The organism is Acinetobacter lwoffii (genome assembly GCF_024129595.1).
Classification (GTDB): domain Bacteria; phylum Pseudomonadota; class Gammaproteobacteria; order Pseudomonadales; family Moraxellaceae; genus Acinetobacter; species Acinetobacter lwoffii_O.
In genome coordinates this window covers 1-13210 of sequence record NZ_JAMXXS010000051.1, presented here as the reverse complement: position 1 = coordinate 13210, position 13210 = coordinate 1, and the positions used below count along the sequence as shown (strand labels likewise).

Below are 13210 nucleotides of genomic sequence, written 5' to 3'. Positions count from 1 at the left end.
TTATCAAGAACTTTATTGATGAATTTATTCTCGATAAGAATCATCTGCTGCCACAGAAAATCTATAAATAATAGTGCGTAAGTCCTATATTTTATAATTTATTCTACATCCCTATTTTTACAAAATACGCTCGCCGTCATTCCAGATTTAGTCAAACTTTGATCCTGCCGCTCAAGAAAATTTCTGGCAATCATAGACATCGTAGGTGCCATATTCAGACTGCTGTTTTCTTCGGACACCTTTTGAATATCCTGATAGGCTTTCAGTCGCTTGCAGAAAGCCTGGCGTTGAGTTTGGGCATCTGCCTTTTGATCATCTTCATCTAAAATATGTTTGGTTTCATTCACGATTTTAGTCTGTGTTGAAATAAACTCATCATAGGCACTTTGTGAAAGCGGCTGTGCGAAGACTACGCTACTCAGTCCTAATAATAATCCAGCACAAATGAAAGATGATTTTTTTAGCATTTAAATTTCTTCTTTCCAGACATCTTCATAATCATCGGCATCAATCATGAAACGAAAACCTGTTTCCAGAGCCAGATACGGTAAAACTTCTGGTGCGATGTCCTGTAATTCACGTACTGTCATGGTTTCAAAAGCCTCTTCACTTGAAGGCTCTCCGCCATAAATGTACCAGCTGATATTTTCATCTGTTTCAGGCTTTTTACGGATGCCGACAATCGGATCCTGTTTTAAGGTATGTACGGCCACCGCAACAACATCATCCCCCGTGACTTCAACATAAGCCGAGCCTACTTCTTCACAAAGTAGCTTTTGCTCTGCGATCAGTTCTTGTAACGGTGACAGGTTTTGCGTGTTTTTCGACATTCGGTCTTACTCATCATTCATTAGCGCGCTATTTTAACTTAATTTTAATTAAGCTGATTGGGATTTCGTCGAGATCTAAAAAATATCTGCCCTTAAACCGTGTTAAGCGCAGATATGGATCTCAGCTTATTGGAAGACTTTAAAGCGCTCTTCATCCGCCAGATAATCTTTGGCACGTGGCTCGCCTTCTATCGAACCAAAGACCAACTGTGCACGCAACTTCCAGTTCGATGGAATGTCCCATTCCGCATGTACCTGTTCATCCACGATCGGATTGTAGTGCTGCAATGATGCGCCCAGACCTTCTGTATGCAATGCTGTCCACGTTGCAAATTGCGCGATCGCAGTCGAATGCTCTGCCCAGATTGGAAAGTTATCAGCATAAGATGGGAATTGTTCCTGTAAGCCTTCTATAACTGTTTGATCTTCAAAAAATAAAACAGTGCCTAGCCCTGCCGCAAAACTTGCCATTTTTGCTGTGGTTCTTGCAGCGCTTTCTTCATCTTTGGCATAGCTTTTTAATTTTTCTGCTACAAAGCCCCAGAACTTTTCATGTTCTGAATTGAATAAAATGACGGCGCGTGAAGACTGAGAATTGAAAGAAGATGGGCTTTGCTTAATTGCAGTCTGAATCAAATCAGTTAAATGTTCAGGAGATTGTTCAACATTCTTGGCAATGGCATAAATAGTACGGCGTTTAGTAATTAAATCTAAAAACTGATTCGACATTTTTGAAAATCCTGGGATATATCTTCGGGAAAATTTGAACCTTCAGTTATTTTTGTGAAGGATAGCTAATCAATAAAGCTTTTGCTTTAACGTGAGATAAAGCCTATATACCTTAAAAAATAATAGACTTAATTACTAGGCTATTTAATTGATATTTTTATATATTTTTTGAACAATCGTTAAAACCACTGCCCTATGATAGAGCCTGACGCTAAACGATGGTTCAACATGTGCTATTATTGATCAAAATTTTAAGAATAAAGAAGTTCAATGACCACATTTAATATTGCTTAGGCTATTCTAAGAGAGAGCACATCATGAAATAAATCTCATCTTGCAGATAAAAATTAATCCTCCAAAATTGGAGGATTAATTTTATAAATAAAAGCTAAAAAACCAGTTTAAAACTTCGCGTTCAACACCTGAGCAGATACTTTAGTCTTCCACAGCTCACGTAAAATCGGTAAATAGAATTTCTCACCGAGTTCAACCAACTCTGCATCAATCAAGGCATGCATCTCGTGCATAAACAGATAGTCCAGTTCAACTGTGGTCAGTTTAGTCTGCTGTTTTTGATAGTCTTTGCGTTTCTGTTGGGCTTGTTTAACCAGACGATCCGCAAATGCTTTATCTTTAAACTGGGTGATTGCTTTTAAACGCAGTTCGATAATGCCCCATCCGGTTAAAAACATCTGGAAAGTCTCAAAATCATCGCTGGTCGATTCCCAAGACATTTCTTCCAGATTTTCATTATCCGGAAGCACAGGTAAAAGAAGTTCCATCACACTCGGGAAAATCTTTTTGAAATTCAGAATAAATTTAACAGGATGCTCACCTGGATAATCCTTGAATTGCACCTTTCTTTGAACATCTGTTAAATAAATATCAAACATAAAACAATCATCAGTGGTTAATCTCATCTAGCACTATTGTACGCAACTCTGCCCGAGATAAAAACCACTGCTGACTATTCCATGATAAAACAGGCGGAAAGATTGAAAATAAAAGCGCTACAGCCCTTATTTGGCATTCGGTGAAACCATCTGTTCAGGACGCACCACTTCATCAAACTGTTCAGCGGTGACTAAACCCAGTTCAACAGCCACCTGTTTTAAGGTTTTTCCTTCCTTATAAGCTGTTTTGGCAACCTTGGCTGCATTCTCATAACCAATGACCGGATTCAATGCCGTGACCAGCATTAAAGAATCATGCAGGAAATGTTCAATTTTCTCATGATTCGGCTCAATGCCTACGGCGCAATGATCATTAAAACTGTTACACGCATCGCCTAAAAGCTGGATGGATTGCAACAGATTATAGGCAATGACCGGCATAAATACATTCAGTTCAAAGTTACCTGATGCACCTGCCACGTTAATGGTGGTGTCATTTCCGAGAACTTGCGCGACCACCATCGTCATCGCTTCACTTTGCGTCGGGTTCACCTTACCCGGCATGATGCTAGAACCCGGTTCATTTTCAGGAATACGCAATTCACCAAAACCACAACGTGGCCCGCTGGCTAGCCAGCGAATATCATTGGCAATCTTATTCAGGCTAACCGCTAAAGTCTTTAATGCACCAGACGCGAATACCGCAGCATCACGGCCTGCCAAAGCCTCAAACTTGTTTGGCGCAGTTACAAATGGCAAGCCAGTTAATTGTCCCAGGGTTTTAGCAGACTGAACGGCATAATCAGGATGGGCATTCAGACCGGTACCAACCGCTGTACCGCCTAATGGTAATTCATATAGTCCGACCAATGCCTGTTCTAGACGAAGAAGCCCATGATCCAGCTGAGAGACATAACCGCTGAATTCCTGCCCCAAGGTTAAAGGCGTAGCATCTTGTAGATGTGTCCGGCCAATTTTTACAATATCGGCAAAATCCTGAGATTTGGCATATAAAGTATCGCGTAAACATGTGACAGCCGGAATTAAAAGTTCATTAATCTGCAAGCTCGCAGCCACATGAATCGCAGTTGGAAATGAATCATTGGTAGATTGGGCACGATTGACATGATCATTTGGATGAACCGGTTTTTGTGCCCCTAAATGATTGCCCAATTTCTGGTTGGCAATATTGGCAATCACCTCATTACAGTTCATATTGCTTTGTGTACCTGAACCAGTTTGCCAGACTACCAGTGGAAATTGACTGTCCCATTTCCCGCTGATGACTTCATCTGCCGCATCCACGATATAGCGTGACAGTTCTTGGGGAATCTGGTTTAGCTCGGCATTGGTCAAGGCAGCCGCTTTTTTGACGAGTCCCATGGCACGAATCATTGGCCGTGGCAACCGCTCATTGCCAATTTTGAAATTTTGCAAGCTACGCTGAGTCTGAGCGCCCCATAAAGCCTCACTCGGTACAGCCACCTCTCCCATCGTGTCATGTTCAATACGTGTTTGCATGTTCAACCTCAATTCTTCTTGCCTGTTACTGATTTTAGGAATTTCTATATCAATGATTTAATCTATTTATTTAAAGTAATCGATTACAGTAATAATGTAAATGATAATTATTATCAAATATAAGCTAAATACTCTTACTTACTGCCCTCTGAGCATATTCTGATAAAACAACCATTCATCCTCAAGCATCTTTCTGAGTGATCGCTGAGGTTGCCAATGTAGAATATTTCGCGCCTTTTCAATGTTCGCCCCCAATTGATCCATTTCCGCATGGGGATATGGTAAAGCATCCATGGTTTTGATTGCAGATTGAGTCACTTCAGCCAGTTGATCTAGCAAATCCTGTATGGAAATCAATTCACCAGCAATATTAAAGGCTTCACATTTTAATTCCTGCTGTTGTGACAGCCATTGCAAGGACTTGATCACGGCATCACAACAGTCTGCGACATGCAGAAAACTGCGTTCTACTGTGCCATCCGCAGTATGAGCCTGACGGCGTAATTCCAGATATTCACGTTGCTGTGCAGCGACCTGCATCGCCAAAGGCAAAATATTTTTTGGCAAAGGTGGCACTGCTTCCCCCAGTACACCGTGTTCAAAGGCACCTGCGATATTGGAAAGACGTAGGATTGCAATCCGCCATTCATTGTCAGTTTTGGCAGTATCGCGGATAATTTCCTCAACCATCTGTTGCGATTTGATATAGGGATTCGGATAGGTATAGTTAAAAGGCAGATCTTCGCTTAAATCTGTGCCAGATTGTCCATATACCGCCAGACTGGATAAATGTACCAGATGACGCACTCCGGTACGTTGCATGGCACGCATGAGACTCATAATACAGCTGACATTATCATTATAATATTCAAGTGGTTTTAATACTGATTCTTCCAGTGACTTAAAACTTGCGGTATGTACCACAGCCTGAATCGAATGCTGCTCAAAGACTTTGTTCAATGCTGGGGTATTGCGAATATCAATCTTGATAAAAGGTACGTACATGCCGGAGATAAATTCAAGACGCTCCAGAGTCTGTAAGTTGGCATTGGCCAAATTATCGACCACAATGACCTCTAGTCCTTGTGCTAACAGACTTAAAGCAATATGTGAGCCTAAAAAGCCTAATCCACCCGTCACTAAAATCATTTATACTACCTACTTTCTGATGAAGCCAAGATCAATCTGTTGCTATTGATCAAGCCTGTAGTGAATTTCGATGAGCACCTTAATTCTTGTTACCTCCGCACCGACTTCCATTTATGCCTGGCATGCCCTAGGTTTGGCTCAGGCCTTGCAAAATAAACAGGAAGCATTCCGTGTATTCTTCTATCAGGACGGCGTATCGGTCGCAAATGCACTGCAATGGGTACCCGACGATCAACGTCATCTTACACATGCATGGCAAGCGCTACAGATTCGCCTCCCGGTCTGTGTAAGTGCAGCATTGGCACGTGGAATTACAGATCTGGACAATGCTCGACGTCACAATATTCAGCAGCATAATCTGGCAGATGCCTTTGAATTGGTCGGTTTAGGTGAACTTGCCGATGCTGTTCAGTCCTCACAACGTCTCATTCAATTCTAGATGTTTCATTTTTTAGAATGTGTTGCTTTTCCAAGGAATCTTGTGTGAAATCTGTACTTGTTATATTAACCCAAGCCAATCTGACCAGCCTGCAGGTACATGAAAGTCTGTCGGCTACCATGGTCCTGGCAACCTTTGGCGCCGAGGTTAAAGTCCTGTTACAAGGGGCCGCCCTTAGTCTGCTGCGTTCAGAGCTGCAATTTGACCAGGTGCATCATGCATTCAAACTGGCATCAAATATGGTCGACAGTTTCGAGTTTTATGATCTCACTCCGATTCTGATTGAGAAAAAAAACCAGCATTCCTCATTTGTGGCACAGAGCGAACAAGAAATCGAATTTATTGAGCTTAATTCTGAATTTATTCAAAGCTTTGATCATGTGATGTATTGGTAAGGAACAAGGATATAAAAATGTCAAATCACACACTTTATCTGATCCAATCCAGCTATTCGGCAACAGCGCAGATCCTAGAGCAACTGGCTCAAACTTATACAATGGGTGATCAGGTCGTGCTGATGGGTGAAGCGGTTTTGCTGCTAGAGCATTCATTTCTTCAAAGCTTGCCGAAAATTCACATACTGAAAAATGATGCGGAGTTATTAGTACAGCCTTTGCCTGATCAGATAAAGCTTTTGAATTATGCGGATTTTGCAGATCTTTGCCTCGAGTTTAATCGCTGCATTTCAATGAAATAATAAATGAGTTAGATATGAATTTAGAATTGGATCAAGATGGCCATCTGGTTGACTATACCATCTGGAATGAAGAAGTCGCTCAAGTGCTGGCCGATAGTCTGGAACTGAGCTTAACTCCTTGGCATTTTGAAATTCTGCAAGCGGTACGTCAGTTCTATCAGCAGTTTGGTCATTCACCAGCAACACGACCACTTATTAAATTTTTAATGAAAACTGTCAGTGCCGATATCAATAATGCCATGCTTCAGGAAAAGTTTAATACTGGTCTAGTTGCCCGTCACTTAAGCCGTTTGGCTGGTGTACCCAAGCCTGCGAACTGTTTATAAAGATACTTAGCTTTTTAAAGTATGTATTTAAAGGCCCAAATCATATTTTGGGCTTTTTTATGAGAGCAATTTTTAGGCTTAGAATAATGAAAGATGCATCTGGATCTAATTTTTCAAATTCGAGTTTGTTCTAATACTCGCAATGCCCGATGCAATTCATGATCCATTTCAGGCAGAACCTTAATCAGAAAATCAATTTGTGCTTTCGCTTCGGCCTTGCTCACCAGTTGGGCCTCTACCAGTTTTTGCTGCTGAGTGATCAACAAACTGACTTGGTGAGGATCTGGTCGTTGTCCCTCACTTAAAGCGTTAATGATCTGAGTAAAGTCCAGATATAACTGTTCTTGTTGCTTTGATAATTCGCTTTGCTTTGCAACCGTATCATTCTGTTCCTTATTCGTAGTTTGACTATTCTCAGGAGAGTTAACAGATATATAGCTTGCCGATTTTTCAGCTGGCAGGACCGGATCAGAATGGGTCTGATCAGTAAAATTCGTCCGATAGATTTCTTGTCGTACCTGATAACCAATACCCACTAAAGTCCCCAACAAGAGCAATCCGATCATTACATAGAACAGAATTGTTTTATCATTCATTTTTATGTCCTCAGCTCAACAAAGACAACCTTTATCAAAAAGCTGTCTTTTTCGCTAATCGACGATTGACTACGGCGTTGACCAGTCTGCTGGTGCATAACCAATCCGAACGCGTTGTGGATGATTTCCTACCGGTACACTCAGCACTTTATTGCCTGTGGCAAAATCAATCACTGTGACTACATCTGTTTCACTTTCTGAAATTACACAGCTACGACCATCCGGGCTTCGCGTTGCCCAATAAGGTTTACCTGCAGAAATCAGTTTCCCGGCTGTCAGTGTTTTGCGATCTACAATCGTAGCGTAGTTATCCATGGTACCGGCGACACAGAGCTTTTCACCATCAGCACTGATTGATAAGCCATGATGACGCGAATCATTCACCCATTTTGTCCGGTCTTTCGGAATACTGTCACTGCCAGGCAGCTGTCCGATCCGGCTAATCTTGTTCTGATTCAGATCGTACTCAATCAGCCCATTAAAAAAATGAAACCTGGGCATACAGTTTGGTTTCATCCTTACTAAATACCATTGGTCGTACTGAGTTGGACAAATCTTTTCGACCAAATGCATCCAATGCAGGCCTGAAATCGATTTTTCTTATCACCTGATGCGTATTGGCATCTGCGATAGTGATAAAACGCTTACCTTTAGTAAAGTCTTGCCACTGTGCATCCATCGAGGTTTCAACATTGCCGATGGCAGAGTTCAGGATCTTGTTGCCGCCATCGAAGTAAATGTTTTCATGCGGTTTATCGCCAGTGCTGAAACGGCCTAACTCTTTACCGGTATGGATATCCAATACATGCACCACATTTCCTGAAGATGCAGATACGGCGACTCGTTGCCCATCTGGTGATACCGCCATATGGTCAGCACGGAAGCCTTCTACAGGCGTCCGCCAGTTAATCTTGCCGGTTTTGATATTAATCGATACCACATCGGCGAAACTTGGGCGCGATGCAACGACTGACTGACCATCTGGTGTCGAGTACATATCATCCACCAGCTGGTCATTGCCTTCACCGGCTGTGGCCTGAATATAAGTATAGGCAATCAGTTTGATTGGATTCAGGTGAATTTCCTTAAGGCGCTCTTTACGATCAGGAATCATGTTAATGACGCCAATTTTACCAAAATCACCCGATGGACGAATCACGGTTACCGTGCCATCCCAGTTGTTTCCGACAAAGAAAACCTGCTGTGAATTGGCAGGTGCAGCTGCAGGCGCAGAAGCGGCCTGTACATTCGGTAACGCTGATAGCATCGCCATCGCAGATAATGTCAGACAGAACCGTGGCCATTTTTTATTTTGAATTTTCATCCATTATGCTCCGCATAATAATTTATATTTTTGTTTTCATTCCTTGTTGTGTACACAGCCAGGCTGTGTTTTAACTTATCTAATATACAAACGTATAAAATGATTTACTGTTATTTCCGACCAAAAAATATGCAGCTATTTTAAATTTATTACTTCAGGTTCTATGAATTTAGGTGATCATCGTACTTTGATTTTATGTATCCAGCACATCGAGGAACTGTGCATTGAGCACTTTGGCAAGATCAGCCGGTTTTAATCCAATATCAAGTCCCCTTTTTCCACCGCTTACATACATTTTTTCAAGTCGATTTGCACTACTACAAATCACTGTTTTTAAACGTTTCTTTTGGCCAATGGGACTAATTCCGCCAACCAGATAACCGGTCAAACGTTCTGCATGTTTAGGATCTGCCATCTGGAGTTTTTTGCATCCTACGGCCTGCGCTACTTTTTTCAGATTGAGTTGATGATGTACCGGTAAGATGGCAACAAAATACTGTTTTTCATCCGTGACTAATAAAGTTTTAAAGACTTCTTCCACCGAAAGCCCCAATTTCTCAGCAGCTTCTAGCCCGAAACTTTTGGCATTGGCATCATGTTCATATTCATGAATGCTGTATTCAATTTTATTGGCTTTTAATAGTTTGCATGCAGGTGTCATAGAAAGTCTTGTTTGAGAGGTATCGCATGATTATATAAAGATTAGCTCAAGAAGTTAATTTAGAGGAGGCAACTATAGAGCAAATTTTGCTTTAAGCCCGTATTCCGCCTCAATCAGACCTATTTAGTTCAATCTTTACACTCTTCAATACTTTTAAACTTTTCTTGAAAGATGATGCTGCGCAAAATTGCATCAAGTGTATGCGTTTTTGCCACTGTCTATGCGTTAGGTGAATCATATCTTTACTGCGTAGAAGACTTGAAGATGAACACATTCGTCACCTCACAGATCTATACACACGAAGCATATAAGTCGAGCGTTTTATCTTAAACCTGCTGAGATTCAACCCTTATATCTAGAAGATGAAGTACATTTTTGCACAGCACTTATCATGGATGCTTGAAGTTAAAGTAATGTAATTAATTCCAATCTATTGGAAGAATAGACCTAGGAAAATCCAAGGACAATAAGAGAAAATATCATTAACATATTGTCTTATCTTATATTTTTAAATTTTCATCACGTTTTAAGAAGCGGTCGATAGCTTATATATAAAGAGGATAATCAGCACAACTCTAAAGTCAGAATGTAAAGAGTTTTCTATGCTCTAGAAGTCGAACATTGCGGTAAAATCAGCCAGACAACTCTTGCTCAAAACTAAAAATATCACTAAAAGGAAGAATTTAGCGTTAACATGAAGATACAGTTACATAAAGGATATTAACTGTTTTTGCCAATTGGGTTTACAATGAAAATAATCTGAATACCCAGCGAATTGTAATTTTTTAACATTGCCAAATCTCTGCAAAGTTTTCATTATAGCGCCACTGTTTGCTATATGCTTTCTACGTTAATTCAAAGAAATTATAAATAGTAATGTAGAAAATCATGCAATAATAAGCAGAGTTTGCAGACATCTTGCAAACAGACCCCGATACTTTTTAATTGGAGCATGCTGGATGAGTTCGACCATTTTGGTTATTCATGGACCGAATTTAAACTTGCTTGGGAAGCGCGAACCGGAAGTTTATGGTCACCTTAGTCTTGACGATATTAACCAGCAACTGATTACTCAGGCTCAAAAGGCCACATTACAACTCGAAACGTTCCAAAGCAACTGGGAAGGTGCCATTGTTGACCGAATTCATCAAGCTCAGCAAGACGGCGTTCAATATATCATTATTAACCCGGCAGCATTGACTCATACCTCTGTTGCGGTTCGCGATGCCCTTCTTGGCGTTGCCATTCCTTTCATTGAAGTCCATCTGTCTAATGTGCATGCACGTGAGGCATTCCGACATCATTCGTACTTGTCCGATAAAGCCATCGGCGTGATTTGTGGTCTAGGTGCAAAAGGCTATGCTACTGCCCTCGACTATATCATTGAAAAAATACAACCTTCTACACAATCTTAATTAGGAATACTGTCTCATGGATATCCGTAAAATCAAGAAACTCATCGACTTGATGATTGAATCTGACTTACAGGCGATCGAAGTTAAAGAAGGCGATCAGTCGATTGCATTAACTCGTCGTAATCCAGTGGTTGCAGCAGCTGTTCCTGCTATGCCTGCACCAGCAGCCGAAGCGCCAGCAGCAAAATCTCCTCGTGGCGCAGTTGAAACTTCACCAATGGTCGGCGTGTTCTATGCAGCACCAAGCCCAGGTGAACCGACATTTGTTAAAGTTGGCCAGACCGTTTCTGCAGGCGATACGCTGGGTATTATCGAGGCAATGAAAATCATGAACCCGATTGAAGCTACTCAAAGCGGTGTGATTGAAGAAATTCTGGTGAAAAATGGTGAAGTGATTCAATTCGGTCAACCACTTTTCCGCTACCGCGCTTAATCACCCCGGGGATTTATAATGTTGCAAAAAGTTTTAATTGCAAACCGTGGTGAAATTGCGTTACGCATCACCCGTGCTTGCAGAACTTTAGGGATCAAAACTGTAGGTGTCTATTCTGACGCAGACAAGGACCTGATGCACTTACGTTTCTGTGATGAAGCAGTATGTATCGGCCCTGGTGCGAGCAGTGACAGCTACTTGAATATTCCTGCGATTATTACAGCTGCTGAAATTACCGGCGCAGATGCAATCCATCCTGGTTATGGATTCCTCGCTGAAAATGCAGAATTTGCAGAAATCGTGGAAAATTCTGGTTTTATCTTTATTGGTCCACGTCCGGAACATATCCGTTTAATGGGGAACAAGGTTTCTGCCATTATTGCCATGAAAAAAGCGGGTGTACCAACAGTACCAGGCTGCGACCATGCCGTAACGATTCACAATGCCATGGCTGAAGCGAAAGAGATCGGTTTTCCACTGATTGTAAAAGCTGCTTCTGGTGGTGGTGGTCGTGGTATGCGTATCGTAGAAAATGTCGATACCCTGCTGGAATCTGTTCAGGCTGCACAGCGTGATGCAGAAATGTGGTTCGGTGATGATACGGTGTATATGGAACGTTTCCTGCAAAAGCCACGTCATGTCGAAGTGCAAGTACTGGCTGATGGTAATGGCCATGCGATTCATCTGTATGATCGTGATTGTTCACTACAGCGTCGCCATCAAAAAGTACTGGAAGAAGCGCCAGCACCGAACCTACCAGAGCAAGCACGTGCTGATATTCTAGAAGCCTGTGTCAATGCCTGTAAATTGATGCAATATCGTGGTGCAGGTACATTCGAATTCCTGTTTGAAGATGATGAGTTCTTCTTCATTGAAATGAATACGCGTGTTCAGGTTGAGCATCCGGTGACTGAAATGGTCACGGGGATCGATATTATCGAACAGCAATTGCGTATTGCTGGCGGCTTAGGTCTCGATATTCAGCAAGAAGACGTCAAGGTTTTAGGACATGCGATTGAATGCCGTATTAACGCAGAAGATCCATCGACCTTCCTGCCTTCACCAGGCAAGATTGACAACTTCTATGCACCAGGCGGCGCAGGTATCCGTTTAGATTCGCATGTTTATCCAGGCTACAGCATTCCACCGTATTATGATTCGATGATTGCCAAACTGATTTCGCATGGTAAGGATCGTGAGACGTCTATTTCTCGAATGAGAAATGCTTTGGAAGAAATGATTTTGACTGGCGTTAAAACCAATATTCCTTTGCATAAAGATTTAATCCTTCAGGATAAAAACTTCTGCAAACAGGCAATGGATATTCATTACCTAGAGAAGCATTTGTTAAAGCAGCTTGAAGGTGCTGAAGACAAAGCTTAAATCAAAGCTCATAAAAAAAACCGCTGTCATTCAGCGGTTTTTTTATTGTTTGCAATTTAAGGCAATACGCGTCTGAGCACAGCAAAACATTGTTCGGCTTTTTCATTGGCGCAGAAGTTAATGGTATAAGGGTTTTGCCATTTCACAAAATATTGCGAAATTTCACCAGACTGATCCACCTGATTGCCTGAACAGTCTTTTTCATTATTGTCATATTTTACTTGCAGAATCAGCGCTGGAATCTGCTGCGAAGGATCCTGTGCCGGCTGATAGTCATATAGCCCCGACGTCCACTCATCGCCACTTTTAATCACCACATTATTATTGCCTTTAAAATTATAATATTCGATACATTTTTTATTATTCGGGATTTCCATTCCCCACAATCCGACAATTTCCGGACGGGTTTTCACAGTAAATGTATTTGGGATTTCAGCAGCTTTAGCAGGAGCATTTGCTGGTTTTTTATTTTCTGTCGCCATTAGCCAAGGTGAGCTCATGAGTAAGATAAGGCTAAGACATATTTTTTTCATATTTACCGGCATCTTGTTAACAATTGATTCTAAATTATCATATTTTTTGGGATCGTGTCCCGCTCTAACGCAATTTCCATACAGAGTCAGAAATTATTTATCACATTGTTTAAAAACATGGATTTCTTTTCTGACTTTTTTTGTATATATTTCGTATATAAGAATCTTAATAGTTCGTATTAATAACAGATTAGGGTCTGTTGACATTTACTGTTCATAATTAACCCTATAAAGGTAGCCATAAAAATATACAGGCTAAAGCAACAGAACTTTGATAATTT

General features: G+C 41.2%; 16 protein-coding genes and 1 pseudogene. 7 read left to right on the top strand and 10 right to left on the bottom strand.

Annotation, left to right across the window (positions count from 1 at the left end; genetic code table 11):
* Nucleotides 1-98: 98 nt before the first annotated feature.
* The 6 genes from NI466_RS14765 to NI466_RS14740 form a co-directional block, all read right to left on the bottom strand.
* Nucleotides 99-467: a hypothetical protein gene (locus NI466_RS14765; protein WP_253173938.1), complete on the bottom strand. Its 369-nt coding sequence runs from the start codon at nucleotides 465-467 to the stop codon at nucleotides 99-101.
* The gene (locus tag NI466_RS14760; RefSeq protein ID WP_005107027.1) at nucleotides 468-830 is read right to left on the bottom strand and encodes an immunity protein Imm33 domain-containing protein; all 363 of its coding nucleotides are present in this window, start codon (nucleotides 828-830) and stop codon (nucleotides 468-470) included.
* Nucleotides 831-956: 126 nt separating this feature from the next.
* Entirely contained in the window at nucleotides 957-1559 is a 603-nt protein-coding gene (locus NI466_RS14755) for a nitroreductase family protein (protein ID WP_253173937.1), read from the bottom strand.
* A gap of 401 nt (nucleotides 1560-1960) precedes the next feature.
* Complete coding sequence (locus tag NI466_RS14750; protein WP_253173936.1) at nucleotides 1961-2452, bottom strand: hypothetical protein; 492 nt, start codon at nucleotides 2450-2452, stop codon at nucleotides 1961-1963.
* Between the two features lie 126 nt (nucleotides 2453-2578).
* Nucleotides 2579-3973: a class II fumarate hydratase gene (gene fumC, locus NI466_RS14745; protein WP_253173935.1), complete on the bottom strand. Its 1395-nt coding sequence runs from the start codon at nucleotides 3971-3973 to the stop codon at nucleotides 2579-2581.
* 138 nt (nucleotides 3974-4111) lie between these two features.
* The gene (locus tag NI466_RS14740; RefSeq protein WP_005266466.1) at nucleotides 4112-5122 is read right to left on the bottom strand and encodes an NAD-dependent epimerase/dehydratase family protein; all 1011 of its coding nucleotides are present in this window, start codon (nucleotides 5120-5122) and stop codon (nucleotides 4112-4114) included.
* A gap of 70 nt (nucleotides 5123-5192) precedes the next feature.
* On the opposite strand from NI466_RS14740, the gene tusD reads away from it, so the two are divergent.
* The 4 genes from tusD to NI466_RS14720 are packed head-to-tail and all read left to right on the top strand — an operon-like array spanning nucleotide 5193 to nucleotide 6584.
* A complete protein-coding gene (tusD, locus tag NI466_RS14735) occupies nucleotides 5193-5561 on the top strand; it encodes a sulfurtransferase complex subunit TusD (protein ID WP_005107033.1) in 369 nt (122 codons plus the stop codon).
* A 44-nt stretch (nucleotides 5562-5605) separates the two neighbouring features.
* Nucleotides 5606-5956 (top strand): hypothetical protein, encoded by a 351-nt coding sequence (locus tag NI466_RS14730; protein ID WP_005263011.1) that lies wholly within the window; start codon nucleotides 5606-5608, stop codon nucleotides 5954-5956.
* Nucleotides 5957-5973: 17 nt separating this feature from the next.
* Nucleotides 5974-6258 (top strand): DsrH/TusB family sulfur metabolism protein, encoded by a 285-nt coding sequence (locus tag NI466_RS14725; RefSeq protein WP_004646886.1) that lies wholly within the window; start codon nucleotides 5974-5976, stop codon nucleotides 6256-6258.
* 14 nt (nucleotides 6259-6272) lie between these two features.
* Nucleotides 6273-6584 carry a TusE/DsrC/DsvC family sulfur relay protein gene (locus tag NI466_RS14720; protein ID WP_004280207.1) on the top strand — a complete coding sequence of 104 codons (312 nt, stop codon included), beginning with the start codon at nucleotides 6273-6275 and terminating at the stop codon, nucleotides 6582-6584.
* Between the two features lie 113 nt (nucleotides 6585-6697).
* Here NI466_RS14720 and NI466_RS14715 read toward each other — a convergent pair whose 3' ends face one another.
* From NI466_RS14715 to ybaK, 3 genes and pseudogenes are all read right to left on the bottom strand, one after another.
* Nucleotides 6698-7180 carry a hypothetical protein gene (locus tag NI466_RS14715; RefSeq protein ID WP_253173934.1) on the bottom strand — a complete coding sequence of 161 codons (483 nt, stop codon included), beginning with the start codon at nucleotides 7178-7180 and terminating at the stop codon, nucleotides 6698-6700.
* A gap of 69 nt (nucleotides 7181-7249) precedes the next feature.
* Nucleotides 7250-8504, bottom strand: a pseudogene (locus NI466_RS14710) (YncE family protein).
* A gap of 193 nt (nucleotides 8505-8697) precedes the next feature.
* On the bottom strand, nucleotides 8698-9165 hold the full coding sequence (gene ybaK / locus NI466_RS14705; RefSeq protein ID WP_253173933.1) for a Cys-tRNA(Pro) deacylase: 468 nt from the start codon (nucleotides 9163-9165) through the stop codon (nucleotides 8698-8700).
* 959 nt (nucleotides 9166-10124) lie between these two features.
* On the opposite strand from ybaK, the gene aroQ reads away from it, so the two are divergent.
* Genes aroQ through accC form a run of 3 tightly spaced genes read left to right on the top strand, consistent with a single transcriptional unit; the run spans nucleotide 10125 to nucleotide 12396 of the window.
* Complete coding sequence (gene aroQ, locus NI466_RS14700; protein ID WP_253173932.1) at nucleotides 10125-10580, top strand: type II 3-dehydroquinate dehydratase; 456 nt, start codon at nucleotides 10125-10127, stop codon at nucleotides 10578-10580.
* A gap of 16 nt (nucleotides 10581-10596) precedes the next feature.
* Nucleotides 10597-11013: an acetyl-CoA carboxylase biotin carboxyl carrier protein gene (accB, locus tag NI466_RS14695; RefSeq protein ID WP_005107117.1), complete on the top strand. Its 417-nt coding sequence runs from the start codon at nucleotides 10597-10599 to the stop codon at nucleotides 11011-11013.
* Between the two features lie 18 nt (nucleotides 11014-11031).
* Entirely contained in the window at nucleotides 11032-12396 is a 1365-nt protein-coding gene (accC, locus tag NI466_RS14690; RefSeq protein WP_004646808.1) for an acetyl-CoA carboxylase biotin carboxylase subunit, read from the top strand.
* Between the two features lie 56 nt (nucleotides 12397-12452).
* On the opposite strand, the gene NI466_RS14685 is transcribed toward accC, so the two are convergent.
* The gene (locus tag NI466_RS14685) at nucleotides 12453-12896 is read right to left on the bottom strand and encodes a hypothetical protein (RefSeq protein WP_005100815.1); all 444 of its coding nucleotides are present in this window, start codon (nucleotides 12894-12896) and stop codon (nucleotides 12453-12455) included.
* Nucleotides 12897-13210 lie beyond the last annotated feature (314 nt).

Excerpts from the sequence above, each read along its gene's own strand:
- NI466_RS14765 (WP_253173938.1), bottom strand. The coding sequence starts at position 467 with ATGCTAAAAAAATCATCTTTCATTTGTGCTGGATTATTATTAGGACTG.
- NI466_RS14760 (WP_005107027.1), bottom strand. The coding sequence starts at position 830 with ATGTCGAAAAACACGCAAAACCTGTCACCGTTACAAGAACTGATCGCA.
- NI466_RS14755 (WP_253173937.1), bottom strand. The coding sequence starts at position 1,559 with ATGTCGAATCAGTTTTTAGATTTAATTACTAAACGCCGTACTATTTAT.
- NI466_RS14750 (WP_253173936.1), bottom strand. The coding sequence starts at position 2,452 with ATGTTTGATATTTATTTAACAGATGTTCAAAGAAAGGTGCAATTCAAG.
- fumC (WP_253173935.1), bottom strand. The coding sequence starts at position 3,973 with ATGCAAACACGTATTGAACATGACACGATGGGAGAGGTGGCTGTACCG.
- NI466_RS14740 (WP_005266466.1), bottom strand. The coding sequence starts at position 5,122 with ATGATTTTAGTGACGGGTGGATTAGGCTTTTTAGGCTCACATATTGCT.
- tusD (WP_005107033.1), top strand. The coding sequence starts at position 5,193 with ATGAGCACCTTAATTCTTGTTACCTCCGCACCGACTTCCATTTATGCC.
- NI466_RS14725 (WP_004646886.1), top strand. The coding sequence starts at position 5,974 with ATGTCAAATCACACACTTTATCTGATCCAATCCAGCTATTCGGCAACA.
- NI466_RS14720 (WP_004280207.1), top strand. The coding sequence starts at position 6,273 with ATGAATTTAGAATTGGATCAAGATGGCCATCTGGTTGACTATACCATC.
- NI466_RS14715 (WP_253173934.1), bottom strand. The coding sequence starts at position 7,180 with ATGAATGATAAAACAATTCTGTTCTATGTAATGATCGGATTGCTCTTG.
- ybaK (WP_253173933.1), bottom strand. The coding sequence starts at position 9,165 with ATGACACCTGCATGCAAACTATTAAAAGCCAATAAAATTGAATACAGC.
- aroQ (WP_253173932.1), top strand. The coding sequence starts at position 10,125 with ATGAGTTCGACCATTTTGGTTATTCATGGACCGAATTTAAACTTGCTT.
- accB (WP_005107117.1), top strand. The coding sequence starts at position 10,597 with ATGGATATCCGTAAAATCAAGAAACTCATCGACTTGATGATTGAATCT.
- accC (WP_004646808.1), top strand. The coding sequence starts at position 11,032 with ATGTTGCAAAAAGTTTTAATTGCAAACCGTGGTGAAATTGCGTTACGC.
- NI466_RS14685 (WP_005100815.1), bottom strand. The coding sequence starts at position 12,896 with ATGAGCTCACCTTGGCTAATGGCGACAGAAAATAAAAAACCAGCAAAT.